18 protein-coding genes are annotated in these 20,180 nt (G+C 62.1%); 7 read left to right on the plus strand and 11 right to left on the minus strand.

Annotated elements, in window-relative coordinates:
- Positions 1 to 28: 28 nt before the first annotated feature.
- Positions 29 to 1,972, minus strand: coding sequence for a heavy metal translocating P-type ATPase (locus HNR24_RS11180; RefSeq protein ID WP_182496168.1), 1,944 nt, complete (start codon positions 1,970 to 1,972; stop codon positions 29 to 31).
- Between HNR24_RS11180 and HNR24_RS14315 the strand changes: the two genes are divergently transcribed.
- Positions 1,922 to 2,194, plus strand: coding sequence for a hypothetical protein (locus tag HNR24_RS14315; protein ID WP_182496196.1), 273 nt, complete (start codon positions 1,922 to 1,924; stop codon positions 2,192 to 2,194). The two genes, HNR24_RS11180 and HNR24_RS14315, sit on opposite strands and share 51 nt — an antisense overlap.
- Positions 2,195 to 2,312: 118 nt before the next feature.
- Here the strand turns inward: HNR24_RS14315 and HNR24_RS11190 are convergent, their stop codons facing one another.
- Genes HNR24_RS11190 through HNR24_RS11205 form a run of 4 tightly spaced genes read right to left on the minus strand, consistent with a single transcriptional unit; the run spans position 2,313 to position 6,212 of the window.
- Entirely contained in the window at positions 2,313 to 2,618 is a 306-nt protein-coding gene (locus HNR24_RS11190) for a YHS domain-containing protein (RefSeq protein ID WP_182495787.1), read from the minus strand.
- Between the two features lie 27 nt (positions 2,619 to 2,645).
- Positions 2,646 to 4,985, minus strand: a complete 2,340-nt coding sequence (locus tag HNR24_RS11195) for a heavy metal translocating P-type ATPase (protein WP_259392443.1) — start codon at positions 4,983 to 4,985, stop codon at positions 2,646 to 2,648.
- Complete coding sequence (locus HNR24_RS11200) at positions 4,975 to 5,997, minus strand: DUF8832 domain-containing protein (protein WP_182495790.1); 1,023 nt, start codon at positions 5,995 to 5,997, stop codon at positions 4,975 to 4,977. The genes HNR24_RS11195 and HNR24_RS11200 overlap by 11 nt, the downstream gene beginning before the upstream one ends.
- Positions 5,994 to 6,212, minus strand: coding sequence for a heavy-metal-associated domain-containing protein (locus HNR24_RS11205; protein ID WP_182495791.1), 219 nt, complete (start codon positions 6,210 to 6,212; stop codon positions 5,994 to 5,996). The genes HNR24_RS11200 and HNR24_RS11205 overlap by 4 nt, the downstream gene beginning before the upstream one ends.
- Before the next feature lie 99 nt (positions 6,213 to 6,311).
- On the opposite strand from HNR24_RS11205, the gene HNR24_RS11210 reads away from it, so the two are divergent.
- The 3 genes from HNR24_RS11210 (at position 6,312) to HNR24_RS11220 (ending at position 10,163) form a co-directional block, all read left to right on the plus strand.
- Positions 6,312 to 7,466, plus strand: a complete 1,155-nt coding sequence (locus HNR24_RS11210) for an FAD-dependent oxidoreductase (RefSeq protein WP_182495793.1) — start codon at positions 6,312 to 6,314, stop codon at positions 7,464 to 7,466.
- Positions 7,467 to 7,699: 233 nt separating this feature from the next.
- Complete coding sequence (locus HNR24_RS11215) at positions 7,700 to 9,019, plus strand: MFS transporter (RefSeq protein WP_182495794.1); 1,320 nt, start codon at positions 7,700 to 7,702, stop codon at positions 9,017 to 9,019.
- A 265-nt stretch (positions 9,020 to 9,284) separates the two neighbouring features.
- Positions 9,285 to 10,163: a F510_1955 family glycosylhydrolase gene (locus HNR24_RS11220; RefSeq protein WP_182495796.1), complete on the plus strand. Its 879-nt coding sequence runs from the start codon at positions 9,285 to 9,287 to the stop codon at positions 10,161 to 10,163.
- A gap of 73 nt (positions 10,164 to 10,236) precedes the next feature.
- Here HNR24_RS11220 and HNR24_RS11225 read toward each other — a convergent pair whose 3' ends face one another.
- From HNR24_RS11225 to HNR24_RS14130, 5 genes are all read right to left on the minus strand, one after another.
- Complete coding sequence (locus tag HNR24_RS11225) at positions 10,237 to 10,884, minus strand: DUF305 domain-containing protein (RefSeq protein WP_182495797.1); 648 nt, start codon at positions 10,882 to 10,884, stop codon at positions 10,237 to 10,239.
- 153 nt (positions 10,885 to 11,037) lie between these two features.
- Positions 11,038 to 12,072, minus strand: a complete 1,035-nt coding sequence (locus HNR24_RS11230; protein WP_182495798.1) for a DUF418 domain-containing protein — start codon at positions 12,070 to 12,072, stop codon at positions 11,038 to 11,040.
- 183 nt (positions 12,073 to 12,255) lie between these two features.
- Positions 12,256 to 13,263: a HAMP domain-containing sensor histidine kinase gene (locus tag HNR24_RS11235; protein WP_259392444.1), complete on the minus strand. Its 1,008-nt coding sequence runs from the start codon at positions 13,261 to 13,263 to the stop codon at positions 12,256 to 12,258.
- Positions 13,264 to 13,373: 110 nt separating this feature from the next.
- Positions 13,374 to 14,081 carry a response regulator gene (locus HNR24_RS11240; RefSeq protein ID WP_182495801.1) on the minus strand — a complete coding sequence of 236 codons (708 nt, stop codon included), beginning with the start codon at positions 14,079 to 14,081 and terminating at the stop codon, positions 13,374 to 13,376.
- A gap of 228 nt (positions 14,082 to 14,309) precedes the next feature.
- Entirely contained in the window at positions 14,310 to 15,311 is a 1,002-nt protein-coding gene (locus HNR24_RS14130; RefSeq protein WP_259392445.1) for a C40 family peptidase, read from the minus strand.
- Between the two features lie 807 nt (positions 15,312 to 16,118).
- On the opposite strand from HNR24_RS14130, the gene HNR24_RS11250 reads away from it, so the two are divergent.
- Complete coding sequence (locus tag HNR24_RS11250) at positions 16,119 to 16,562, plus strand: DUF1648 domain-containing protein (RefSeq protein WP_182495802.1); 444 nt, start codon at positions 16,119 to 16,121, stop codon at positions 16,560 to 16,562.
- Between the two features lie 196 nt (positions 16,563 to 16,758).
- Here HNR24_RS11250 and HNR24_RS11255 read toward each other — a convergent pair whose 3' ends face one another.
- Positions 16,759 to 18,228: a potassium/proton antiporter gene (locus HNR24_RS11255; RefSeq protein ID WP_310735435.1), complete on the minus strand. Its 1,470-nt coding sequence runs from the start codon at positions 18,226 to 18,228 to the stop codon at positions 16,759 to 16,761.
- A 150-nt stretch (positions 18,229 to 18,378) separates the two neighbouring features.
- On the opposite strand from HNR24_RS11255, the gene HNR24_RS11260 reads away from it, so the two are divergent.
- Together HNR24_RS11260 and HNR24_RS11265 are read left to right on the plus strand one after the other, a co-directional pair.
- Positions 18,379 to 19,548, plus strand: a complete 1,170-nt coding sequence (locus HNR24_RS11260; protein WP_259392446.1) for an IS30 family transposase — start codon at positions 18,379 to 18,381, stop codon at positions 19,546 to 19,548.
- A 145-nt stretch (positions 19,549 to 19,693) separates the two neighbouring features.
- Positions 19,694 to 20,068, plus strand: a complete 375-nt coding sequence (locus tag HNR24_RS11265; protein WP_182495805.1) for a hypothetical protein — start codon at positions 19,694 to 19,696, stop codon at positions 20,066 to 20,068.
- Positions 20,069 to 20,180 lie beyond the last annotated feature (112 nt).

Consider the following 20,180-nt stretch of genomic DNA (forward strand, 5'->3'; position numbering starts at 1 on the left):
TCTCTCCTGCTCTGTGTCTTGCTGAGTCTTATGAACGGTCGAGGATCCGATTGGTGCTGGATTGCGGTGTGAGGTCAAGGCGGCGCAACAGTTGAGCATTCAAGGCTACGACAACTGTAGAGGCCGACATCAGGATCGCGCCGATACTCATCGGGAGCACGAATCCGACGGGCGCCAACACGCCGGCGGCCAGCGGCACCGCGGCGAGGTTATAGCCAGCAGCCCACCAGAGGTTCTGCTTCATCTTTCGGTAGCTGGCGCGGGAGAGTTCGAAGACCGAAAGGACCGATCGTGGGTCTGAGGAGGCGAGGATCACCCCGGCGGACCCGATGGCCACGTCGGTGCCCGCGCCGATGGCGATACCGACATCGGCCTGTGCCAATGCGGGAGCGTCATTGACACCGTCGCCGACCATGGCGACTTTTCGCCCCTCGGCCTGGAGTTCGGCGACCTTGGCGGACTTCTCCTCCGGCCGCACGCCGGCGAACACTCGGTCGATGCCCAACTCGGCGGCCACATTTTCGGCCACAGCCTGCGCATCTCCGGTGATCATCACCACCTCTGAACCGGCGGCATGGAGAGCCGCGACAGCGTCACGGGACTCGGGCCGGATCTCGTCAGCCAAACGGAGCGCTCCGATGACCTCGTCATCTGCCAGCACATGAAGAATGATCGCGCCCTCTTCCCGCCATTGTTCGGCGATTGAGAGCTCCTTTTGGCCGTGTTGCTCGAGGAGGTAGGGGCCGCCGACCTCAACAACAACTCCATCAACGGTGGCTCTGACCCCCACAGCCGGGGATGAGGAGAAGTCGTTGGCCTTAGGCACGTTCAGGCCGCGGGTGCTTGCGGCTCCTACGATTGCCCGGGCCAGAGGATGCTCACTATCGGATTCTGCAGCTGCCGCCAGTCCCAACACGTCGGCTTCCTGGAGGTTCCCTGCCGGGTGAATGCTGGTAACGGTGGGTTCGCCCTTGGTCAGAGTCCCGGTCTTATCGAAGAGCACTGAGTCTATGGTGCGCATGGACTCCAGCGCGAGGCGGTCTTTGACCAACACTCCACCGCGAGCGGCGCGTTCGGTGGCGATAGAAACCACCAGCGGGATCGCCAGCCCCAATGCGTGGGGGCAGGCGATGACCAGGACAGTGATGGTGCGCACTACGGCAGCATCCGGCATACCAAGGAGGGCCCAGACCAACGCGGTGACCAGGGCCGCACTTAAAGCAAACCAGAACAGCCAGGCTGCGGCGGTATCGGCGATACGCTGTGCCCTGGAAGATGATGCCTGGGCTTCAGAGACGAGTTTCTGAATACCTGCCAGAGCGGTGTCTTCGCCGATCGCAGTGACTTCGACGCGCACCCCGGAATCGGTCGCCACGGTCCCGGCCACGACGTGTTCGTTGGTATGACGGCGCACCGGCTTCGACTCCCCGGTCACCATCGACTCATCCATCGAGGCGCTGCCGTCGATGATCTTCCCATCGGCCGGCACCGAAGAACCTGGTCTCACGATCACCACATCGCCGACGACGAGGTCAGCTGGGGAGATCTTCACGATGTCCTCGCCTTGGACTTTCTCGGCCTCATCGGGCAGGAGTGCTGCCAGGGAGTCTAATGCGGAGGTGGTCTGAGCCAGGGAGCGCATTTCGATCCAATGGCCCAGCAGCATGATGACCACCAGCAGGGCCAGTTCCCACCAGAAGTTCAGCTCATGATCCAGGATCCTCAGCGTCGCGCCCCAGGACGCGAAGAAGGCCACGGTGATGGCGAGTCCGATGAGCAGCATCATCCCGGGTTGCCTGGCGCGAATTTCCGATATTGCGCCAGTCAGGAACGGTTGACCACCCCAGAAGTAGATAATCGTGCCTAGGACGGGGGACACCCACCACACCCATGTGGTGTCCGGGAGTTGGTAACCGAGCAAGTGGGCGAACATCTCATTGAACGCCACGACCGGCACCGCCAGGACCAACATGATCCAGAACAACCGGCGGAACTGACCGACGTGGTCTCCGTGGTTGTCGTGATTGTGCCCAGCGTGACCGCCGTGTGTTTCGTGCCCAGCGTGGTGCTGGCCTTCGTGCCCACGGTCCTCACGTTCATGCCCATCGTGGTCGCCATGACCGGTTGGGTGAGCGCGCCGATTGTGATGACCACTGTGCTCGTCGTGAGAATTGCGGTCAGGTGCTTGATGTGATCGTGATGACGGCTGATTCATGCTGGGGTCTCCTGCGTGCTGGTGGTGCTAGAGCCAGGGGTCGGTGTGCCCCAGAGAGAGTTGCCTCCTGGGGCACACCGAATGGGCGAAGGGCTTGCTATGCGGTAGCGGCGTAGCGGTCGGGGTCAGCGTCGAAGAGCGGTCCGCAACCATCACAGCACAGCCAGTAACGCTGACCCTGATAGTCGCGGTAGAGCCCGACCTCTTCAGCCTCAGACTTGACCACCGGAGTGCCAGCCATGACCGGACACGCGGCGAGATTATCGCCGGAGGTCTCCGCGAGGTCCTCGGTCTTGGGGGTGTGACCACAACACCCTCCGGATGCAGTGTTCCCTCCGGGGCGGTCGTCGGCGATGGGGTTCTCCTCGTAGGGGTGGTTATTGAGGTGGATATCTGGGCTCATCATGTGTTCCTCTCTGTCATTGTGTCGTTAGGGGGTCATCGGTTCACGTGAAGGGGTAGCAGCCGCGGCCGGGGTGCTGCTCTGGTCAGCTTTGGCTTTGAAAGTGCGTAGCCGCAGGCTGTTTGAGACCACCGAGACACTCGAGAAGGCCATTGCCGCTCCGGCGAGCATCGGGTTGAGCAGTCCCAAGGCAGCGATCGGGATCGCTAGAGTGTTATACCCAAACGCCCAGAACAGGTTCTGCTTGATTGTGCGCAGCGTTCTGCGCGCTAGCCGGATAGCGTCTGCGGCTGCGCGCAGATCCCCACGGACCAGGGTGATGTCAGCGGCCTCAATGGCCACATCCGTCCCGGTGCCCATCGCCAGACCCAAATCAGCCTGAGCCAAGGCCGGGGCGTCATTGATCCCATCCCCGACCATCGCCACCACCTTTCCTTCACGCTGAAGGCGCACGACGACATCGACCTTGTCCTTGGGCAAGACCTCGGCGATCACCTGGTCGATACCTACCTGGGCAGCGACCTGCTCGGCCACAGTCTGGTTATCTCCAGTCAGGAGCACCGGGGTCAGGCCGAGTTCCTTGAACTGCGCGATCGCGTTTGCGCTGGTGGGTTTGACCTGATCCGAGACCACCAGCACTCCTCGGGCCTGACCATCCCAACCCACAGCGATCGCGGTTTTGCCCTCGGACTCGGCTGCCTGCTTGGCTGCCTTTAGTTCCTCATCGAGGTAGAGGGACCACTCGTTGAGCAGGGACTCCCGGCCGGCAATGACCGCGTGACCATCGACGACGCCCTGGACGCCTTTGCCTTCGATGTTTTCGAAGGACTCCGGGGTTGGCAGTTCGCCGACCTGGCTGGTCGCCCCAGCAGCGATCGCCTGCGCGATCGGATGCTCAGAGGCGTCTTCGAGCCCGCCAGCCAGGCGCACCAGTTCGTTGCGGTCCACGCCTGCGGCCGGGAGTACATCGGTCAGTGTCATTTTCCCGGTGGTGACAGTGCCGGTCTTATCCAGCACGATCGTGTCAACTCTGCGGGTGGATTCCAGGACCTCGGGGCCTTTGATGAGCACCCCCATCTGGGCACCTCGTCCGGTGCCGACCAACAGCGCGGTCGGAGTGGCCAATCCGAGGGCGCAGGGGCAGGCGATGATAAGTACCGCGACGGTGGCGGTGAATGCTGCCGCGATAGGGAACCCGGCCATCAGCCAGGCCCCGAGGGTTGCCGCGGCCACCGCGATGGCTACCGGGACGAAGACCCCGGAGACCCGGTCGGCCAATCGTTGGATCTCGGCCTTGCCCGACTGGGCATCTTCGACCAGCTTCGCCATCTGTGAGAGTTGGGTATCTGATCCCACTCGGGTAGCCCGAATGACCAGGCGACCTCCAGCATTGACGGTGGCACCGGCGACGGTGTCACCCTCAGTGACCTCCACGGGTACAGATTCACCAGTGAGCATGGAGGCATCGATTGCCGACCGACCGGAGGTGATGATGCCGTCGGTAGCGATCTTCTCCCCGGGGCGAACCACGAACTCATCCCCCACGGAGAGCTCCTCGACTGAGACCCTCTGTTCCTTCCCATCGCGGAGGATCGAGACTTCCTTCGCTCCTAGTTCCAGCAGGGCCCGTAGTGCGGCCCCGGCTTGTCGTTTGGAGCGTTTCTCGAAATATCGGCCCAAGAGGATGAAGGTGATCACTCCTGCACCTACTTCGAGGTAGATGTGTCCCAAGCCGTCGGACCGCGAGATCGTCAGCTCGAAGGGGTGAACCACTCCGGGTTGGCCAGCAGTTCCGAAGAATAGGGCGATTATCGACCAGATCAACGCTGAGGAGGTGCCCACCGAGATCAGAGTGTCCATGGTGGCGGCCCCGTTTTTCAGGTTCTTCCACGCGGCCTTGTGGAAGGGCCATCCGGCCCACACCACTACCGGTGCACCCAATGCCAGGGAGGCGAAACCCCAGTAGTCGAACTGCAGGGCCGGGATCATCGCCATTGCAACTACCGGCGTGGCCAACAGCGCAGCCCCAATCAGGCGCTGTTTAAGCACTCGCAGTTCAGTATCCTCCGCCGACTCACCCTCCTCGTCGCGATCACTACTTGCGCTATTTTTCGGAGGTTTCGGCAAGGTGGCGGTGTAACCCGTCTTTTCGACCTCGCTGATCAGTGATTGTGGGTCCAAGTCGGCTGCCCCTGTGACGCTGGCCTTCTCAGTGGCGTAATTGACACTGGCGGTGACACCATCGAGCTTGTTGAGCTTCTTCTCAATCCGGTTCGCACAGGAAGCGCACGTCATCCCACCGATCTGTAACTCGACCGTACTAGTGACGGTGGTATTGCTGGTGCTGATGGCGTTCTCAGTGGCCATGATCGTCATCCTCTTCGTGGTCGTGCCCGGAGTCCAAGGAATCCGAGTCCTCCTCAGCGGAGGAGTCGGCCCCGTCGTGGCCTGCCTTGGTGGCGTCTAGGACTAGCTGCGCGGTGTGCACCTCGTTCTCTACCTTGAAGTCGAGGTAGAGCAGGTACCGACCGTCGGTGGGTGCGGTGGTCATGAAGGTGATATTCGGGCCGGAGGTCTCACCGGTCTCGGGTTCCTCGCCGTGTGGGTGGATGTGGAGGTAGGCCAGGTCTCCCTCGCGCAGAGCGACCAGGTGACCATAAGCCCCCAGGTAGGGCTCCAGGTCGGTGACCGGCTCGCCCTCGCGAGTGATGCTCATCGTCAGTTCCGAGGACTGACCCGCGATGAGGTCACCCTCAACGCTGACGTCGAAGTCCTCCACGCTGGTATGCGTGATGGGTTCTGCAGCTGGGGTCGGGGCGTAGTCCCCGGCGACCTGGACCGCTGTGGACAGGGTGAGGCCCTTCCCAGTACCACTGGGAACGAAGTCCGCGAAGACCTGGTAGGTGCCCGCGGTCTCCCATTCCCAGGGGATCGACCAGGTCCCCTGAGCGTCCATCTCGGGATGGACGTGACGGAAGTCTTGCCCATCGGAGCGAACAACGATCAGGTGCATGTCCATCTCGTGATCGACGTCGAAATCGGTCACAGGGTCTCCATCAGGTCCGGTCACCACGAACGACACCTCGCCCTCGGTGCCGGTCTCAGTCGGGGCGTTCACGGTGGTGAGCTGGTACCCCTCCTGAGCAGAAGCAAGCCCGAGAGAATCGGTGCCTACGGCGTGGTCCTCGTGTTCGCCTGTTGCTGTCGCGCTGCTCATCTGTTCACTTCCTCCATGTCCGTCGTGAGTGTCATCGCCTGACTCTTCTGTCCAGTTCTGCACGGTCTCGTCAGAGATGACCGCGTTGGCGGTGAATCCTGAGACGGTGAACACGACCACCAGAACCAATCCGTAGAGTCCCAGTCGCAAAGGCGCTCTCATTGTGAGCTCCTCACCGCGTCGTATCCGGCCTCGTCAACAGCCTCGATCACGGCGGCGTCATCGACGCCCTGCTTAGAAGTCACCGCGAGGCGTCCGGTGGCCGCACTGACCTCAATGTCGATGACGTCGGGCAGTTGCGAGACCTCAGAGCGGATCGCGATTTCGCAGTGTCCGCAGGTCATTCCGGTCACGGCATAGGTCTGGGTCAAACTCATCGTCAAACTCCATCCAATAGGGGTAGGGGGCATATGTATAGTCACATATACCCCCTGGGGGTATCAAGGTCAAGAGTTGAAGATTCGAGGAGGCTAGTTATGGCGGCGGAACACATCGTGATCCTCGGTGCCGGGGCAGCAGGAGCCGCAGCAGCGAGAGGACTGAGCGCAGCAGAGGGAATTGAGGTTGACCTAGTGGGCCTCAGCAGAGAAAAGCCCTATAACCGGACCTTGGTAAACAAGGGCGTTGCCACAGGGCTCCTGGAGCCCGGACAGGCGCGCTTGCCCCAGCCAGACGTTCCGCTGGTGGCCGACACTGCCCGGGTCGTGGATGTACAGGCGCAGACAGTGGAACTCGAATCGGGGGCCACAATGGACTTCGATGCACTCATCGTGGCCACCGGGAGCACTCCCCGGCGCTTGGCCCCCGAACTTACTGGCCTGAATGCGGCCGTGAAGAGTCAGCGGGTGACGACGTTGCACTCGATGGAGGATGCCGTGCGAGTGCATAACGTGCTGGTCCGGAGTCCCCATCCAGCTCGCATTATTCTTCTCGGCGCTGGACTCGTCGCCGCAGAAACCTCGTCGTTACTGAGTCAGGCCGGTCATGACGCTGTGATTGTCAGTGGCTCGACACATCCGGGGCGCACCGCGTTGGGCCCCATCGCCGCTGACCGAATCGCCGAGCTTCATCACACTCAGGTCTCCATGTATCTGGGTCGTACAGCCAGGGAGATAGCGGTCGTCGAGGATCATGTCGAGCTGATTCTCGATGACCACACCCGGCTCGACGCCGATCTGATCATTGTGGCGCTAGGTACTGTCCCCGCAGCCCCCGCGCCATGGAACGGGGCGGTGGAGACCGACGATCACCTGAGGGTCATCGGAGCACCGCAGGTATATGCCGCCGGCGGGGTCGCTGTTCATCACCACCCGAGCCTAGGGTCCTACAGAATTGACCACTGGGCAGAGGCCGCGGCCCAAGGAACTCACGCCGCGCTCACGGTACTCCACGACCTGGGTAAGGCCCCTGACCCGGGGGCATATCTCCCGCGCAGCGCTTTCTCGGTTCGACTCTACGATCAGACGCTCACCGGCGTCGGGCACACCGGGCCCACCACGACGACTCGCGTGGTATCGAAGAATCCGCTGAGCATCGTGCACACGCGGGCCGGCATCCCGGTGGGAGCACTCGGTCTTGAATCCGGGCGCTTCGTCAGGGACTGGATACCGTACCTTCACGTTCATACGTGAATGGGAAGCGTCCAAGAAAATACACGCTCACCCCACCTTGACGTATACCCCCGGGGGGTATAATTTCGTGCAGTGGAACGAGTGCCCCCCCCGGGGGGTCCGGGGTGATCAGTTCCCAGATCCTCAGATGGAGACCTCAGCCAAGAGTGGATCTGCCCATCACGGCTCACGGGATGCAATGGCGCACTAGGCGAATAGCGTGACCGTGACAAAGAGACTCAGGAGAACCCGCTATGGGTATATTTGCGATTCGCGACTATCGACGCTTGTTCAGCGCCCAAGTCATCGCGCTATTCGGTACTGGATTAGCGACCGTCGCTCTCGGTCTCCTGGCCTATGAGCTGGCCGGCTCACAGGCGGGCACGGTGCTCGGCACTGCCTTGACCATCAAGATGGTCATGTACGTGGTGATCGCGCCACTGGCCGCCGCCTACGCCGACCGCTTACCACGACGCATGTTCCTGACCCTTCTCGACGTGATCCGCGCCGGAGTGGTGCTCGCGCTTCCCTTTGTGACCGAGATTTGGCAGATCTATGTGCTAATCGCGGTGCTACAAGCTGCGTCGGCGGCCTTCACCCCAACCTTCCAAGCAGTCATCCCAGACATCGTTGCCAAGGAATCCGATTACACACGCGCCCTATCGGCATCACAGGTCGCCTACACCATGGAGAGCCTGCTCAGCCCGGTTCTGGCAGCCGTTGCGCTGACCTTCATGACCTTCAATTTCTTGTTCATCGGCACCTCGGTTGGATTCGTGATCTCTGCGATTCTCGTGCTCTCGACCCGTATCCCTAACGCCAGGCCCAGCGGTGAAATTAAGGTGTGGGATCGCGTCACCTCCGGGACAAAGACATTCGTCGCCACGCCAAGACTCCGCGGAGTCCTAGGACTGAACCTCGTGGTCGCGGCAGCCAGCTCGATCGTGGTGGTCAACACCGTCAACTATGTCCGTGATGAGCTTGGCGGCACCCAAGCCGACGTTGCGTGGATGCTGGCCACCGCGGGTGGGGGAACCCTGATCGTCGCTGTGATGTTGCCTCCTGTGCTTGATCGTGTGGCAGATCGCACAGTGATGCTGACCGGTGCCATCACTCTGCTTATCGGCCTGCTCTCTGCGGTCACCATGGCACTCGCCAGACTGACCGAGTGGGCTGTCACAGCGCCCATATGGGCCATCATCGGGGCCGGCATGGCGTTGATCGTCACGCCGATCGGGCGGGTCCTCCGCGCTTCGGTTACGACACCAGCCCTGCCCGCAGCCTTTGCCGCGCAGTTCTCTCTCTCACACATGGCTTGGTTGGTGACCTACCCGATAGCGGGCTGGGTCGCAACGAACTTCGGCTTCCCCGTGGCCTGGTCGATCCTTGCCGCACTCGCCATACTCGGAACTCTCTCAGCCGTGATTCTTTGGCCACGCGAAAAGAACGCCGAAACTCTCGAAACAGAACCTGCTATGAACATCCCGGGGGAGGCGGTCCTGACCCGCGACGGAGCATTATCCGGTGAGGGAGCCCTCGCAGCATCCCAGTGCGCTTGCGTAAAGGCCGTGTGATATCTGGGGAGGGGGAGCCGCAGACGCAGCCGGCGGAAGCTAGGGGCAGCAGCGGGTGAGTATCAGCAGTCGCTAAAGAACTCCTCGAACGTGATCGGGTGGTGCGGTGTGCGGTGCACCACGTTCTTATGCCCCTCTGGGGGTTGGTGTTTCGGCCTTCATCAAATCTTCAGGTGTCCTCGACCGGTTCTGCCTGAGTCCGCAAATAGGGTGGAAACTCACCCTTTTGCTCTCAAGAACTCCCGGTATGCGTAGGAAGGGCTGTATGACGGCTTTGAATCGAAGGATCCTGCTCACCGGCGGGATCGGACTGCTCGGCGCAGCTGTTATCACCGCGTGCGCTGAACCTGGACCGTCGGCAGGATCTGAAGCAGGCACGGGACCCCAGGACGGTGCAGACTCTGAGGCCGGCGCTGCGATGGGTCATGTCCACGGCATCGCGCGCGACCCCTCCGACGGGGTGGTGCTGCTGGCCACCCACTACGGCCTGTTCCGCGTTCAGGACGGTGAACTGGTCTCGGTGGGTCCCAATGTTGATCTAATGGGTTTCACACTCGCCTCAGGCGGTCGCTACCTGGCTTCAGGCCACCCAGGAGCTGGATCAGACCTGCCGGAACCTGTCGGGCTGATCGAATCCACCGATCAGGGGGAGAGCTGGAGTGTGCTCTCTCGAGGCGGGGAATCCGACTTTCACGCCCTGACCGCTGGCGCTGATCGTATCGTCGGCTTCGACGGAGAGCTGCGCGTCAGCACAGATGGTGAGAACTGGGAGACGCTGTCCATTCCCGCACCCCCTGTCGCTTTGGCCACCGCACCGGGCACGGGGGCCATCATCGCCGCCACCGAAGCAGGGGTGCTGCTCTCCAGTGACGGGACCACATGGGAGACCTTAGAGACTCCGCAGCTGATGTCACGTGTGGCGTGGGCAGATGAGACCACGATCGTCGGGTCAGGAATCGATGGACGACTGATGACCAGCCGCGACGCCGGGCAGACCTGGAGTGCCAGCGAGGAGCCGGTGGGCGAGGTCGTCGCCATCGGAGCCGGTCTCACTGAAGACGGGTCAGTGGAGGCCTTGCTGGTCGTGGGCTCCACCGTGCTGCGCACCGTGGATGGCGGAAACACCGTCGAACAACTGGCCTGACGCAAGCCGAGGAAATCCAAGAAAGCGGGCCCTGCCGGATGCAGCTGCATCCGGCAGGGCCCTACTGGGTTGGTCAGAGTTCTTCGAGCATGGTCTCCATCTCATCGATCTCGGCCTGCTGGTCCGAGATGATGCGCTCCGAGAGTTCCAGGGCCTCAGGGTTTTCCCCGTTGTCGAGGTGATCTTCTGCGGAGGACACCGCGCCTTCATGGTGGGCGATCATCTGCTCCAGGAACAGTCTGGATGCTTCAGTGCCGGTGGCGCTTTCCAGCTCACTGAGGTCATCCTCGCTCATCATGCCCTCCATGTCCGACATGCCCTCCATCGAGCCCATGTCCTCCATGTCGCCGTCACCGTGGTCCATGCCTTCCATATCGCCACCACTGGCGCCCTCTTCACCCCAGGCTTCAAGCCAGGATTCCATCTGCTCGATCTCCGGGCCCTGGGCCTCTCTGATGTCCTCGGCAAGGGTCGAGACTTCGGTCTCGATGTCGTCCTTCTCCAGCAGGATGTCGGACATCTCCACGGCCTGGGCGTGATGCATGACCATTCCGGAGATGTACTCGACGTCTGCCTCGTTGTGCTGGTCTGAGACCTCTTCTGTGCTCTGGGCAGTGTCAGGGGCAGACTCGCTGGGCTCTTCATCGGATGTTGCGCAGCCGGTCAGTGCTGCCGCGAGAGCGAATGCTCCCAGGGTCGCGGTGAAAGTCTTCGTCGTCATGAGGTCCTCCGGTGTCAGGCTGTTTTCGGGTCCAGAAGAGTCAACCTCGCGAGGAGTCTCACCCATACCGGGAACAGGCGATCTTCAACGAACCTTCATCAAATACAGAACGCTTCTTCGCAGGCCAGACCGGAGCAGGCCGGAGAGGCTTGTTCAAGGGGTGGGGCGTCGAAGCTTCGGTGCCCGCAACAGCACCTCGAGAGGACCGCGGTTGAACCGGACGCGCCAGAGCGAGGCGAAGACCATCAGCACGAGTACTGTGCCGGTGGTGGCGAGCATGCCCTGGGCCAAGGTGTCTGGCCCTGGACGGACGATCAAGGCGAGGATCAGCAGATGCCCGACGTAGGCGGTCAGGGCCAGCTGCCCCAGGTGGATCAGCGGTGTCAGCCCTGGGCGGGACCACGTGCGGATTTTCAGACACACACCCAGGACGAATATCGCTGAGCCTGTGCCGCTGATCAGCCACAGCGGCATCTGGGAATGAGCCACCGAGCTGAGGAGTCTCTGCCACGCGATATGGCTGGTGGGTTCCCCGAGGAGCCCCACCAGAGCGATTGATGCCAGGTGAGCGGCCACAGCAGCGACGGCGCCCCAGATGATCAGCCGTGTGTTGATTCTCGGGTCACTGAGGTTCTGGCGTCCTAACCAGATGCCGAAGACGAACGGAGCACCCCAGACGATCAACGGGTAGGGGCCCGTGACAACGATGCCGGTGAAGATCTCCCACGGAGAATCAGAGACGGCGACAGGGTCACGATCAAATTCCCCGTCGGTGTAGATCTGTCCCATGATCCATATCAGCGGACCAATCAGCGCGCTTGTCGCCGCCACGAGCAGCAGAGAGCGCCCGGGGGTCCTCAGCAGAGGCAGTGAGAACAGGATCAGCAGCGCGTAGATCTGCAGAATCACGGCCACGTCGTGATCCAGCTCCTGGAGCGCCAGTCCACCCAGGAGCAGCAGGGCGCATCGCCACACCAGCGACACCCAGGGCAGTGGCGCCCCCTGCAGCAGGGAGCGTCGAGTCATCAAAGACAGCCCGATGCCGCCGAGAAGGACGAAGAGCAGAGAGGCTCGACCATAGGGAATGCGGTAGAGCATCTCCAGGAGCTCGTCATCACCGCGGGGCCCGGTGTTGACGGCGATCATGCCGATGACGGCCAGGCCGCGTGCTGCGTCCAGGGCGACCATGCGGTGTCGACCCCGTCGGGACGGCCCTTCGGAAGGGAGTGTTCCCTCAGTTGACACTCTCGTCCTCCGTGGGTTTCGGTTGCTCTGGGCCGGGGGATTGCTTCGGGTGCAGCCATCGATGGTATCCAGTGGCTCCGGAGACGCGGTGGACCACACGTGGTCCTTCATCGAACCTTCACGTTCTCACTCGGACTGGCGGGGTAGCTCGACGGTGAAGACAGCCCCAGCTCCTGGTCCGTCGCTGTGGGCGCGAACGGTTCCCCCGTGGGCGGTGATGATGGAGCGAACGATGGCCAGGCCGATCCCTGAGCCTCCATGTTGGCGGTCTCGGGCGGTGTCCACACGGTAGAAGCGTTCGAAGACGTGTGGCAGATGCTCAGTCGCTATCCCGTGGCCGGTGTCTGCAACCTCTATGGTCACCGACGTTGTTGAGTGTGCTGCTCGTAGGGTCACTTCGTCGCCGGGATCAGTGTGGTGCAGTGCATTGTCTAACAGGTTGGTGAGCACCTGTCCGATGCGCCCGCTATCGACAGTGACCCCGATTTCCTGTGATTGAGCGGTGGCGTCGACAAAAAGGTTCACTCGCTTCTCTCGGTAGCGTCCGCGCGTCTGACCTTCGGCAGTCGTGAGCAGCTCACCTACCTGGGTGGGGGCTGGTTGCAGACTCAGGTGTCGCTCTTCGGCGGCGCTGACCAGTGAGATGTCCTCCGCCAGGCGAGTTAGACGCGCGGTCTGTTCCCGCAACATCACCAGGGTCTGATCATCGGCGTGGGCGACCCCGTCCTGCATGGCTTCGAGATACCCATCGACGGTGGCTACGGGGGTGCGCATCTCGTGAGCCAGATCAGAGAGCAGGCGTTTGCGGGTGCTTTCGGTCTGGTCCAGCTTGCTGGCCATCGTGTTGAAGGCGTCCATCAGTTCTGTGAATTCAGCGCCCATGCTCACCTCAGGCACCCGGGCGGTGTAGTCGCCGTCTGCGACTTTGGTGACCGCGCCACGGACTGTGCTGATTGGGCTGATGATTCGACGGACCAGGAAGAGTGTGACGATGACTGAGGTTGCCACGGCTGCCAGCAGCGCGAGTGCGAGGGTGAGTGTCCACGCGGCGTCGAAGGCCTCTTCGGCATGGGTGATGACTTCTGGTTCAGGGCTGACGCTCTCTACCATCAGCATGTGGTCATGAAAGATCAACGGTCCGATGATGAGAGCAACGAGCCACGCGGTGACCGCGGCGACACAGAGCACCACGATCAGGGCAGCCAGGATGCGCGTTCCGAGTCCGGCGCCTCGTCGTTGCTGTTTCATCGAGCGGATCCCGCCTTGTACCCGACACCACGAATGGTGTGAATGAACTCAGGATCAGTCGGGTCATCTCCTAGCTTTCGGCGGAGATGTCCCACGTGGACATCGACAAGGTGTCTATCTCCAAACCAGTCCGGGCCCCATACCCGAGTGATCAGTTCACGCCGAGAAAGTGCGACTCCCGGTTCTGAGATTAGTGCGGCCAAGACGTCGAACTCGGTACGGGTCAGTTCAACTGGTGCGCCTCGAAGATGGACCTCACGTCCGGCCAAGTCGACGCGGAGCGCCCCGATCTCGACGCCCCAGGAGTCAGCTCGTGGGCCCTGCCGTGGCCGACGCAGCATGGCACGCACTCGCAGCACTAACTCACGGGGACTGAAGGGTTTGGTCACATAGTCATCGGCACCGACGGAAAGCCCGATGAGCCGGTCCACTTCCTCGGCACGTGCAGTGAGCATGACGACGTAACAGTCGGAGAAGTTGCGGATCTGGCGGCACACCTCGACACCATCCATACCCGGCAGGCCCAGATCCAGGATCACCACGGCGGGGTCTTGATCCCGGACCATCTCTACGGCCTCAGCGCCGTCACTGGCGGTTGCTACGTTCATTCCTTCGCAGTGAAGGTACTGCTCAACGAGACGCCGAAGTGGTCTCTCATCGTCGACCACAAGGACCTTGACCGTACCGGTGGAGCTATCCGTCATGAACTGATCGTAGATTGGTATCTGCGCCGGCAATGGGTGGCTCCTTGGCGGTGCTCTGTCCAGGACGGACTAAGCGTCAACTTGGGTGGTCATCGGTGGCGCCGGAGACCTTGCTGGTCTCATTCACTCATTCCAAGTTCGTGAACCTGGTAGCCGCAGGGCGCGATCCCTGTGAGGATCGCGCCCTGCGGCCGAGGTTTCTACTGCACCGCCGAGGCGGAGGAAGCGTCAGTTCGCGCTGAGGTACATGGTGTTGGTCCAGTACGGGGAGTTCAGCGGGTACTGGATCGTGCCCACGCGGGGGTTGTTGGCACCGATGAGCTGGCCGTTGCCGACGTAGATGGCGGCGTGGCTGCCACCGTTCTGGATGACGATGTCGCCCGGGGAGGGCGAGGAGACCTGGCGCATTGAGGCCATCATGCCGTAAGTGGTGCGCGGCAGCGATTCACCGGCCTGGTTGTAGGCCCAGTTGATGAAGCCGGAGCAGTCCCAACCCGAAGACGGTGAAGTGCCACCGAGGACGTAGGGGTTTCCGAGACCTGCATAGGCGGCGCCCACGATCGAGCCGTTGCCGCCGCTGGAAGCGGCCGGGGCCTCTTCCAGTGCGGGGGAGGTTGAGGCGACCTGGGTGTTGCCCTGTGACTGCTGGCCGGTGTTGGCTTGCGAAGTCCGCTCGCCGGTGCTGCTCTGAGCCTGCCCGGTGTTTCCACCCTGCTGGCCGGTGTTGGACCAACCGGTGTTTCCGGTGCTGGACTGCTGCTCCTGCGGTGCGGGATCAGTCTGCTGCGCGGGAGCTTCCGGCTCGGTTGGCATCGGCATGGAGGCGGTGACGGCCTCTTCCACCACTGGGGTGGGAGCGGACTCCGGGTCCGGCTCAGGTGCGGGCTCCGGGGCCGGAGCGGGCTCTGGTTCCACCACAGGTGCGGGGGTGGAGGTCACCATGGGACGGTCGAAGGAGAGCTCGACCTCGCTGGATGCGGTCGCGGCCACGGCGGAGGTGGTGTCGGCGCGCTCCACGCTGAGATCGGATGCGTTCACGTCCAAGGTGGTGACCTCGGGGGTGCTGATGTCGGTGCCGGCGTTCGCGGCGACTCCTGAGGAGAGCACGAGGCCGGATGCGGCGACGGCGGCTGCCGCGCCTCGTCCGACGGTGCCGGCGTTGGATGCCACGGCCTTTGCCAATGAGGGCTTGGCCTGGCGGCGCCGGTCACGGCGTGAGACGAAAGTCATGTCTGTCACTTCTCTGGAAACCTCTCCCTGTAGTTGCGGGACCGCCTGGTGTGAAGTGTGAGCCGGGTAGCTCACGTTCTTCAGGTCTCGATCGACCGCGGTGCCCCGCACCCTGCCTTGCGGTAGTTACTGGAACAGCTCCGGTCAGCGGCAGGAGGAGGTCTGACGGAGGCGCTGCGGCTTCGGACATCGGTCGCAGGCACGACTACGACGGTATAACAGATCGATAACAAATGTCACGTTGAGGTAACGGTTAGAGTAGAAGCGAAGTCATGCACCCAGGACTGGAGCGGAGCAGCCCAGGTGCCCACTGAAGCAGCCGAACAGACGCCGAGTGGTTATCAGTGGGCTTTTGAAGTCTTTCCGGGCTGGCGTTTCCCGTTGTGTTGGTCCGGTCCGCTTGGAGGCCCTGGCCCCTAAGCGGATACGTAGCGCAAGTGTGGGGGACTCAGTGCCCGTATACCCTGCCCGACTAAAGGCCCGTAAACCGATCGGCTAGCGTGCGTGGGGAGATGCCGATTCACTCAGGGGCCCCTCCACTGTGATGATCTGGAATGAGCATGGCGCCGGGATAGTAGCGAAAGACGCATATCGCCCCCGGTCCTTCAGCCCGGACTTGTCCCTTTGAGACAATGGTCTTGCCAGGCATCAATGGAGGGCAGTATGGGCAAGACGTCGACGAGTACCGAACCTGTCAGCAGTTATGCAGAGGCAATGCGCGAAGGGGTCCCCTTTCGTCACCCTGACGGGGCCCTCGAGTACCCCACGATGCGTAGCCGCCCACAGGCAGAGTTCACGCTAGGGCCGATGTACCGGCTGCTCCTGACTGGCAGTCTGGTCGTGGCCGCCTGTTACTCGCTCTGGATGCTCGCACGGATCCCGTCTATGCCAGAGCAGGTGCCGATGCACTTTGCCTCTGATGGCTCGGTCAATAGATACGGCTCGCCCTGGGAAATGGCGGGCCTGGCTGCGGTGATGTCGGTGATGATCGCAGGGTGCGCGGTCCTTACTCGCTACCCCAGAGTCTTCAACTTCGGGGCCACGAGAGTGACTGGGCGCAACATCCAGGCGCATTACAAGAACGGTGTCCAGATGATGGTCTGGCTCGTGCTGTCATTGACGGTTCTGCAGATCGTGATGTTCGGGGCCATCGCGGGGGACTGGTCCATGACACCGGCCGTGTGGTTCGCCATGGCACTGATGCTGGGCTCGATGGGGTTCTTCATCGTGCGGATGTTGAGGATCCGGTAGCCCCAGGCCTGGCTCCACGAGTGTGGTGGCCATAGCCTGTCGATACTAGGCGCGATGAGGGGTCGGCCTACTTATGCCGGTGTGAGTCACTGTGCCTGAGAAATCGTGACAGTTCGGCGCTGCACGGGAGAACCGCGGCTCCCCACCTGTCTGAGGCAGGGGATGAGCTCTGAAGCGTCAACCGTCGCGCGGGACACTATTGCGGATCTGCTGAGAGTCCTTCGAAGTACTTCTGGACTCGTTCTTCGTCCTCGGCCGGAATGACCACCAGCAGTTGATCATGGCGCTGCAGATGAGTCTCTGCCGTGGGAACGAACGAGCTCTCCCCACGCATGACCAGAGAGATCTGGGTCCCGGATGGCATGTCCAGCTCGGACAGTGGGGACCTGGTGAGGACCGAGTCTTCGGTGATGGTGACTCTGACCAGGTCCGCCCGATCCTCGTCCATCGGTGCAGGCTCGATCTGTACAGCGGTGCAGGGAGCGACCTGGGTCAGTCCGAGGCGTCGGGCGACCCAGGGCAGTGAAGGTGCCTGGATGGCGGTGTAAGCGACTACGAAGACCAAGACGACGTCAAAGAGCATGTCAGCGTCGTCCATCTGCGCCGCCATGGGAACAGTCGCCAAAATGATCGGCACGGCGCCACGTAGCCCGGCCCAGGAGAGGAACGCCTGTTCGCGCCACGGGATCCTGAACCACACCGCGCACACTGCCACCGCAATGGGACGCACCAGGAAGGTCAAGAACAACCCTGCCAACATGCCGAGCACGACGATCTCCCAGGTGATCCTGCCGGGGCTGGCCAGCATGCCGAGCATGACGAAGAGCCCGATCTGGGCAATCCAGCCGGTGCCTTCAACGAACGCTTGAGTCGCCTGCTGGTGGGGTAGTCTGCCGTTGCCTAGGACCATGGCGCAGATGTAGACGGCGGCGAACCCTGAGACGCTGACCTGCGTCGCAACCCCGTAGGCCAACAAGGCCCAGGCTAGAGCCGCAAGCGGGTAGAGCCCGGCGGCGGGAAGAGCAAAGCGGCGCAGGACGAAGACTCCTACAGCGCCCAGGGCTGCGCCGAGGGCGATACCGCCGATGAGCTGGATGACAATCATCAGAGCGACCACGGGGATTCCCCCAGAGGGCTGATCCCCAACGGCGACGGCGGTCGCTGCTGTCACGATGAGCACTGTGGGTGCATCATTGAGTCCAGATTCGCCTTCCAGGACCGACCTGACTCGGGCTGGGAGCGAGATTCCTCGAAGGACGGAGAAGACAGCGGCCGCGTCGGTGCCAGCGTTGATTGCTCCGAATAAGAGCGCCAGCAGGATGGGTAGTCCTAGGGCGTAATGACCGATCACGGTCATCAGTCCGATCGTGACGATGACTCCGACTGTCGCTAGCAGGGCGGCGAGTCCGATGGATGGCCGTATTTCTCTCCACTTGGTGGTGAGTCCACCTTCGGCCAGGATTAGCGTCAGCGCGGCGTAGCCCAGACCCTGGGCGAGCGTGGCGTCATCAAATTGGAGGCCGAACCCCGCTTCGCCGAGGACCATGCCGAAGAGCAGGAAGAACAAGAGAGCGGGCAGCCCCAGCCGAGAGCCTACACGTATCCCTCCGATGGCTATGAGGGTCACGAGGGCGGCAAGAAGCATGAAAAGGTTGATAGCATCCACCAGGCCATTGTCCCAAGGAACTTATCCGGTCTTCGCCGATGTCTCTAGGCGTCAGCCGGCTGGAGCGTGGCGGTGAGTTCGCCGGACAAGGATGGCGCACTGCCCGCTTGACCATCCTTGGGTTCTTGCGGTGATTGCAACACTTAGCAGATGGGTGTTGATATGACGGGCTACTCAATCTTCGTGAGACCAGATCTTCTCCAGGTCTTCTGGACTGGAATGCAGGCCGGTGAGTTCATCACTGACGCCGTGCTCCCGATCGAAACCAGCAGAAGGACAGGGCTCCGGGTGCTGCTCGACGCCGGGGGTGTCCGACCCCGCCGGGGCCGTAATTTACAGGGTCGATGTTTGTCTTTCACCCAGCGTGAGGAGATCGCCGTGCTGCGAGCTCAAGGCCAGTCGCTGCGTCAGATCGCAGCAGCGATTGGGGTGTCCGCCTCGACCGTGTCGAGGGAACTGCGACGCAACACCCGTCCTGGCACTGGGTACCGCGCGACCTCAGCCCAGGTGCTGGCCTATCAACGTGCCTCTCGGCCCAAGCCTGCGAAGCTTCACACCAACCTGGCGTTACGTGCCAGGGTGGAGGCTGACCTGAAGAAGAAGTACTCGCCCGAACAGATCAGTGGGCGACTACGCCGTCAGTTCCCCGACCAATGGGAGATGCGCGTGTCCCCAGAGACCATTTATCAATCCCTCTACGTGCAATCGCGTGGTGCGCTCAAGCGGGATCTCACCGCGTGTCTGCGCACCGGCAGAGCCGTGCGGAGACCATCCAGGAAGGCCGGGCAGCGCAAAAACCGGGTCCCAGACATGATCAACATCTCCGAACGCCCCAAGCACGTCGAGGACCGTGCCGTACCCGGGAACTGGGAAGGCGACCTCATCATCGGGAAAGGAAACCGCTCCGCGATCGGGACCCTGGTCGAGCGCAGCACCAACTACACGATGCTCATCCATCTCCCCGACGGGTATAAGGCCGAGCAGATGCGTGACGCGTTGACCGCGAAGATCAAGACTCTGCCTGAGGCGTTGCGGCATTCACTGACCTGGGACCAGGGTACGGAGATGCGGGACTGGAAGACCGTCAAGGTCGATGCCGGGATTGAGATCTTCTTCTGCGATCCGCACTCGCCTTGGCAGCGAGGGATCAACGAGAACACGAATGGTCTGTTAAGGCAGTACCTCCCGAAAGGCACCGACCTGAGCGTCTATAGCGAAACTGACCTGGACTGGATCGCTGCTGAGCTCAATGACCGGCCACGGAAAAGGCTAGGGTTTCAAAAGCCGATCGAACTGATCGAAGACCTCCTGTTGCAATGACCGCCAGAATCCACCCATCCGCTTACGGGCAACATCGACGGCGCTATGGCTCGGCGATGACGGACCAGGTTCTCTGGGCGAGAATCAACCATAGGGTTGACACGTGGCGGGCACCCACTTGCAGCGCAGTCCATAGGCTGAAGGTATGGATACTTTCTACGACCTCACCGTCTTGACTCACCTGTTCGCCATGGCGACAGTTATCGGCGGATACTTTGTTGTCCTTCGCAAGCCACGGCCATGGCCAGTGATGGTCTGGGGTGCCCGCATCCTGCTGCTCAGTGGTCTGCTGATCGTTGCGTTGGGCGAAGCTGCCGATATCTGGGGTGGTGGAGATGTGAACCATCTGAAGATCGGAATCAAGCTGCTCGGCTCACTCGCGGTGGTCGCGACCTTAGAGATCGCCGCAGGCAAGTCCCGCCGAGACAATCACGCTGCCAGCCAGAAGTTGACCCACGCCGCGGGCATCATCGCCACCGGCAACGTCCTGGTGGCAGTCCTGGTGCCAGGACTCCTCTAGGATCTCCCAGGTCACGGTCCAGCTGCGGGGATGGCGAACGATCCGCAAATGTTGCCGAAGTCGATCCCCAGCGCAGAGACGCTCAGGATTCGCACCAGTCAGACCTTGGTGC

Source organism: Nesterenkonia sandarakina (genome assembly GCF_014138825.1).
In the GTDB taxonomy this organism is placed as follows: domain Bacteria; phylum Actinomycetota; class Actinomycetes; order Actinomycetales; family Micrococcaceae; genus Nesterenkonia; species Nesterenkonia sandarakina.

Bases quoted from the DNA above. Each gene is read 5' to 3' on its own strand.
- HNR24_RS11180 (WP_182496168.1), bottom strand. From the start codon at position 1,972: ATGTTGGTCCTGGCGGTGCCGGTCGTGGCGTTCAATGAGATGTTCGCC.
- HNR24_RS11190 (WP_182495787.1), bottom strand. From the start codon at position 2,618: ATGAGCCCAGATATCCACCTCAATAACCACCCCTACGAGGAGAACCCC.
- HNR24_RS11195 (WP_259392443.1), bottom strand. From the start codon at position 4,985: ATGGCCACTGAGAACGCCATCAGCACCAGCAATACCACCGTCACTAGT.
- HNR24_RS11200 (WP_182495790.1), bottom strand. From the start codon at position 5,997: ATGAGAGCGCCTTTGCGACTGGGACTCTACGGATTGGTTCTGGTGGTC.
- HNR24_RS11205 (WP_182495791.1), bottom strand. From the start codon at position 6,212: ATGAGTTTGACCCAGACCTATGCCGTGACCGGAATGACCTGCGGACAC.
- HNR24_RS11210 (WP_182495793.1), top strand. From the start codon at position 6,312: ATGGCGGCGGAACACATCGTGATCCTCGGTGCCGGGGCAGCAGGAGCC.
- HNR24_RS11215 (WP_182495794.1), top strand. From the start codon at position 7,700: ATGGGTATATTTGCGATTCGCGACTATCGACGCTTGTTCAGCGCCCAA.
- HNR24_RS11220 (WP_182495796.1), top strand. From the start codon at position 9,285: ATGACGGCTTTGAATCGAAGGATCCTGCTCACCGGCGGGATCGGACTG.
- HNR24_RS11225 (WP_182495797.1), bottom strand. From the start codon at position 10,884: ATGACGACGAAGACTTTCACCGCGACCCTGGGAGCATTCGCTCTCGCG.
- HNR24_RS11230 (WP_182495798.1), bottom strand. From the start codon at position 12,072: ATGGTCGCCCTGGACGCAGCACGCGGCCTGGCCGTCATCGGCATGATC.
- HNR24_RS11240 (WP_182495801.1), bottom strand. From the start codon at position 14,081: ATGACGGATAGCTCCACCGGTACGGTCAAGGTCCTTGTGGTCGACGAT.
- HNR24_RS14130 (WP_259392445.1), bottom strand. From the start codon at position 15,311: ATGACTTTCGTCTCACGCCGTGACCGGCGCCGCCAGGCCAAGCCCTCA.
- HNR24_RS11250 (WP_182495802.1), top strand. From the start codon at position 16,119: ATGTACCGGCTGCTCCTGACTGGCAGTCTGGTCGTGGCCGCCTGTTAC.
- HNR24_RS11260 (WP_259392446.1), top strand. From the start codon at position 18,379: ATGGGTGTTGATATGACGGGCTACTCAATCTTCGTGAGACCAGATCTT.
- HNR24_RS11265 (WP_182495805.1), top strand. From the start codon at position 19,694: ATGGATACTTTCTACGACCTCACCGTCTTGACTCACCTGTTCGCCATG.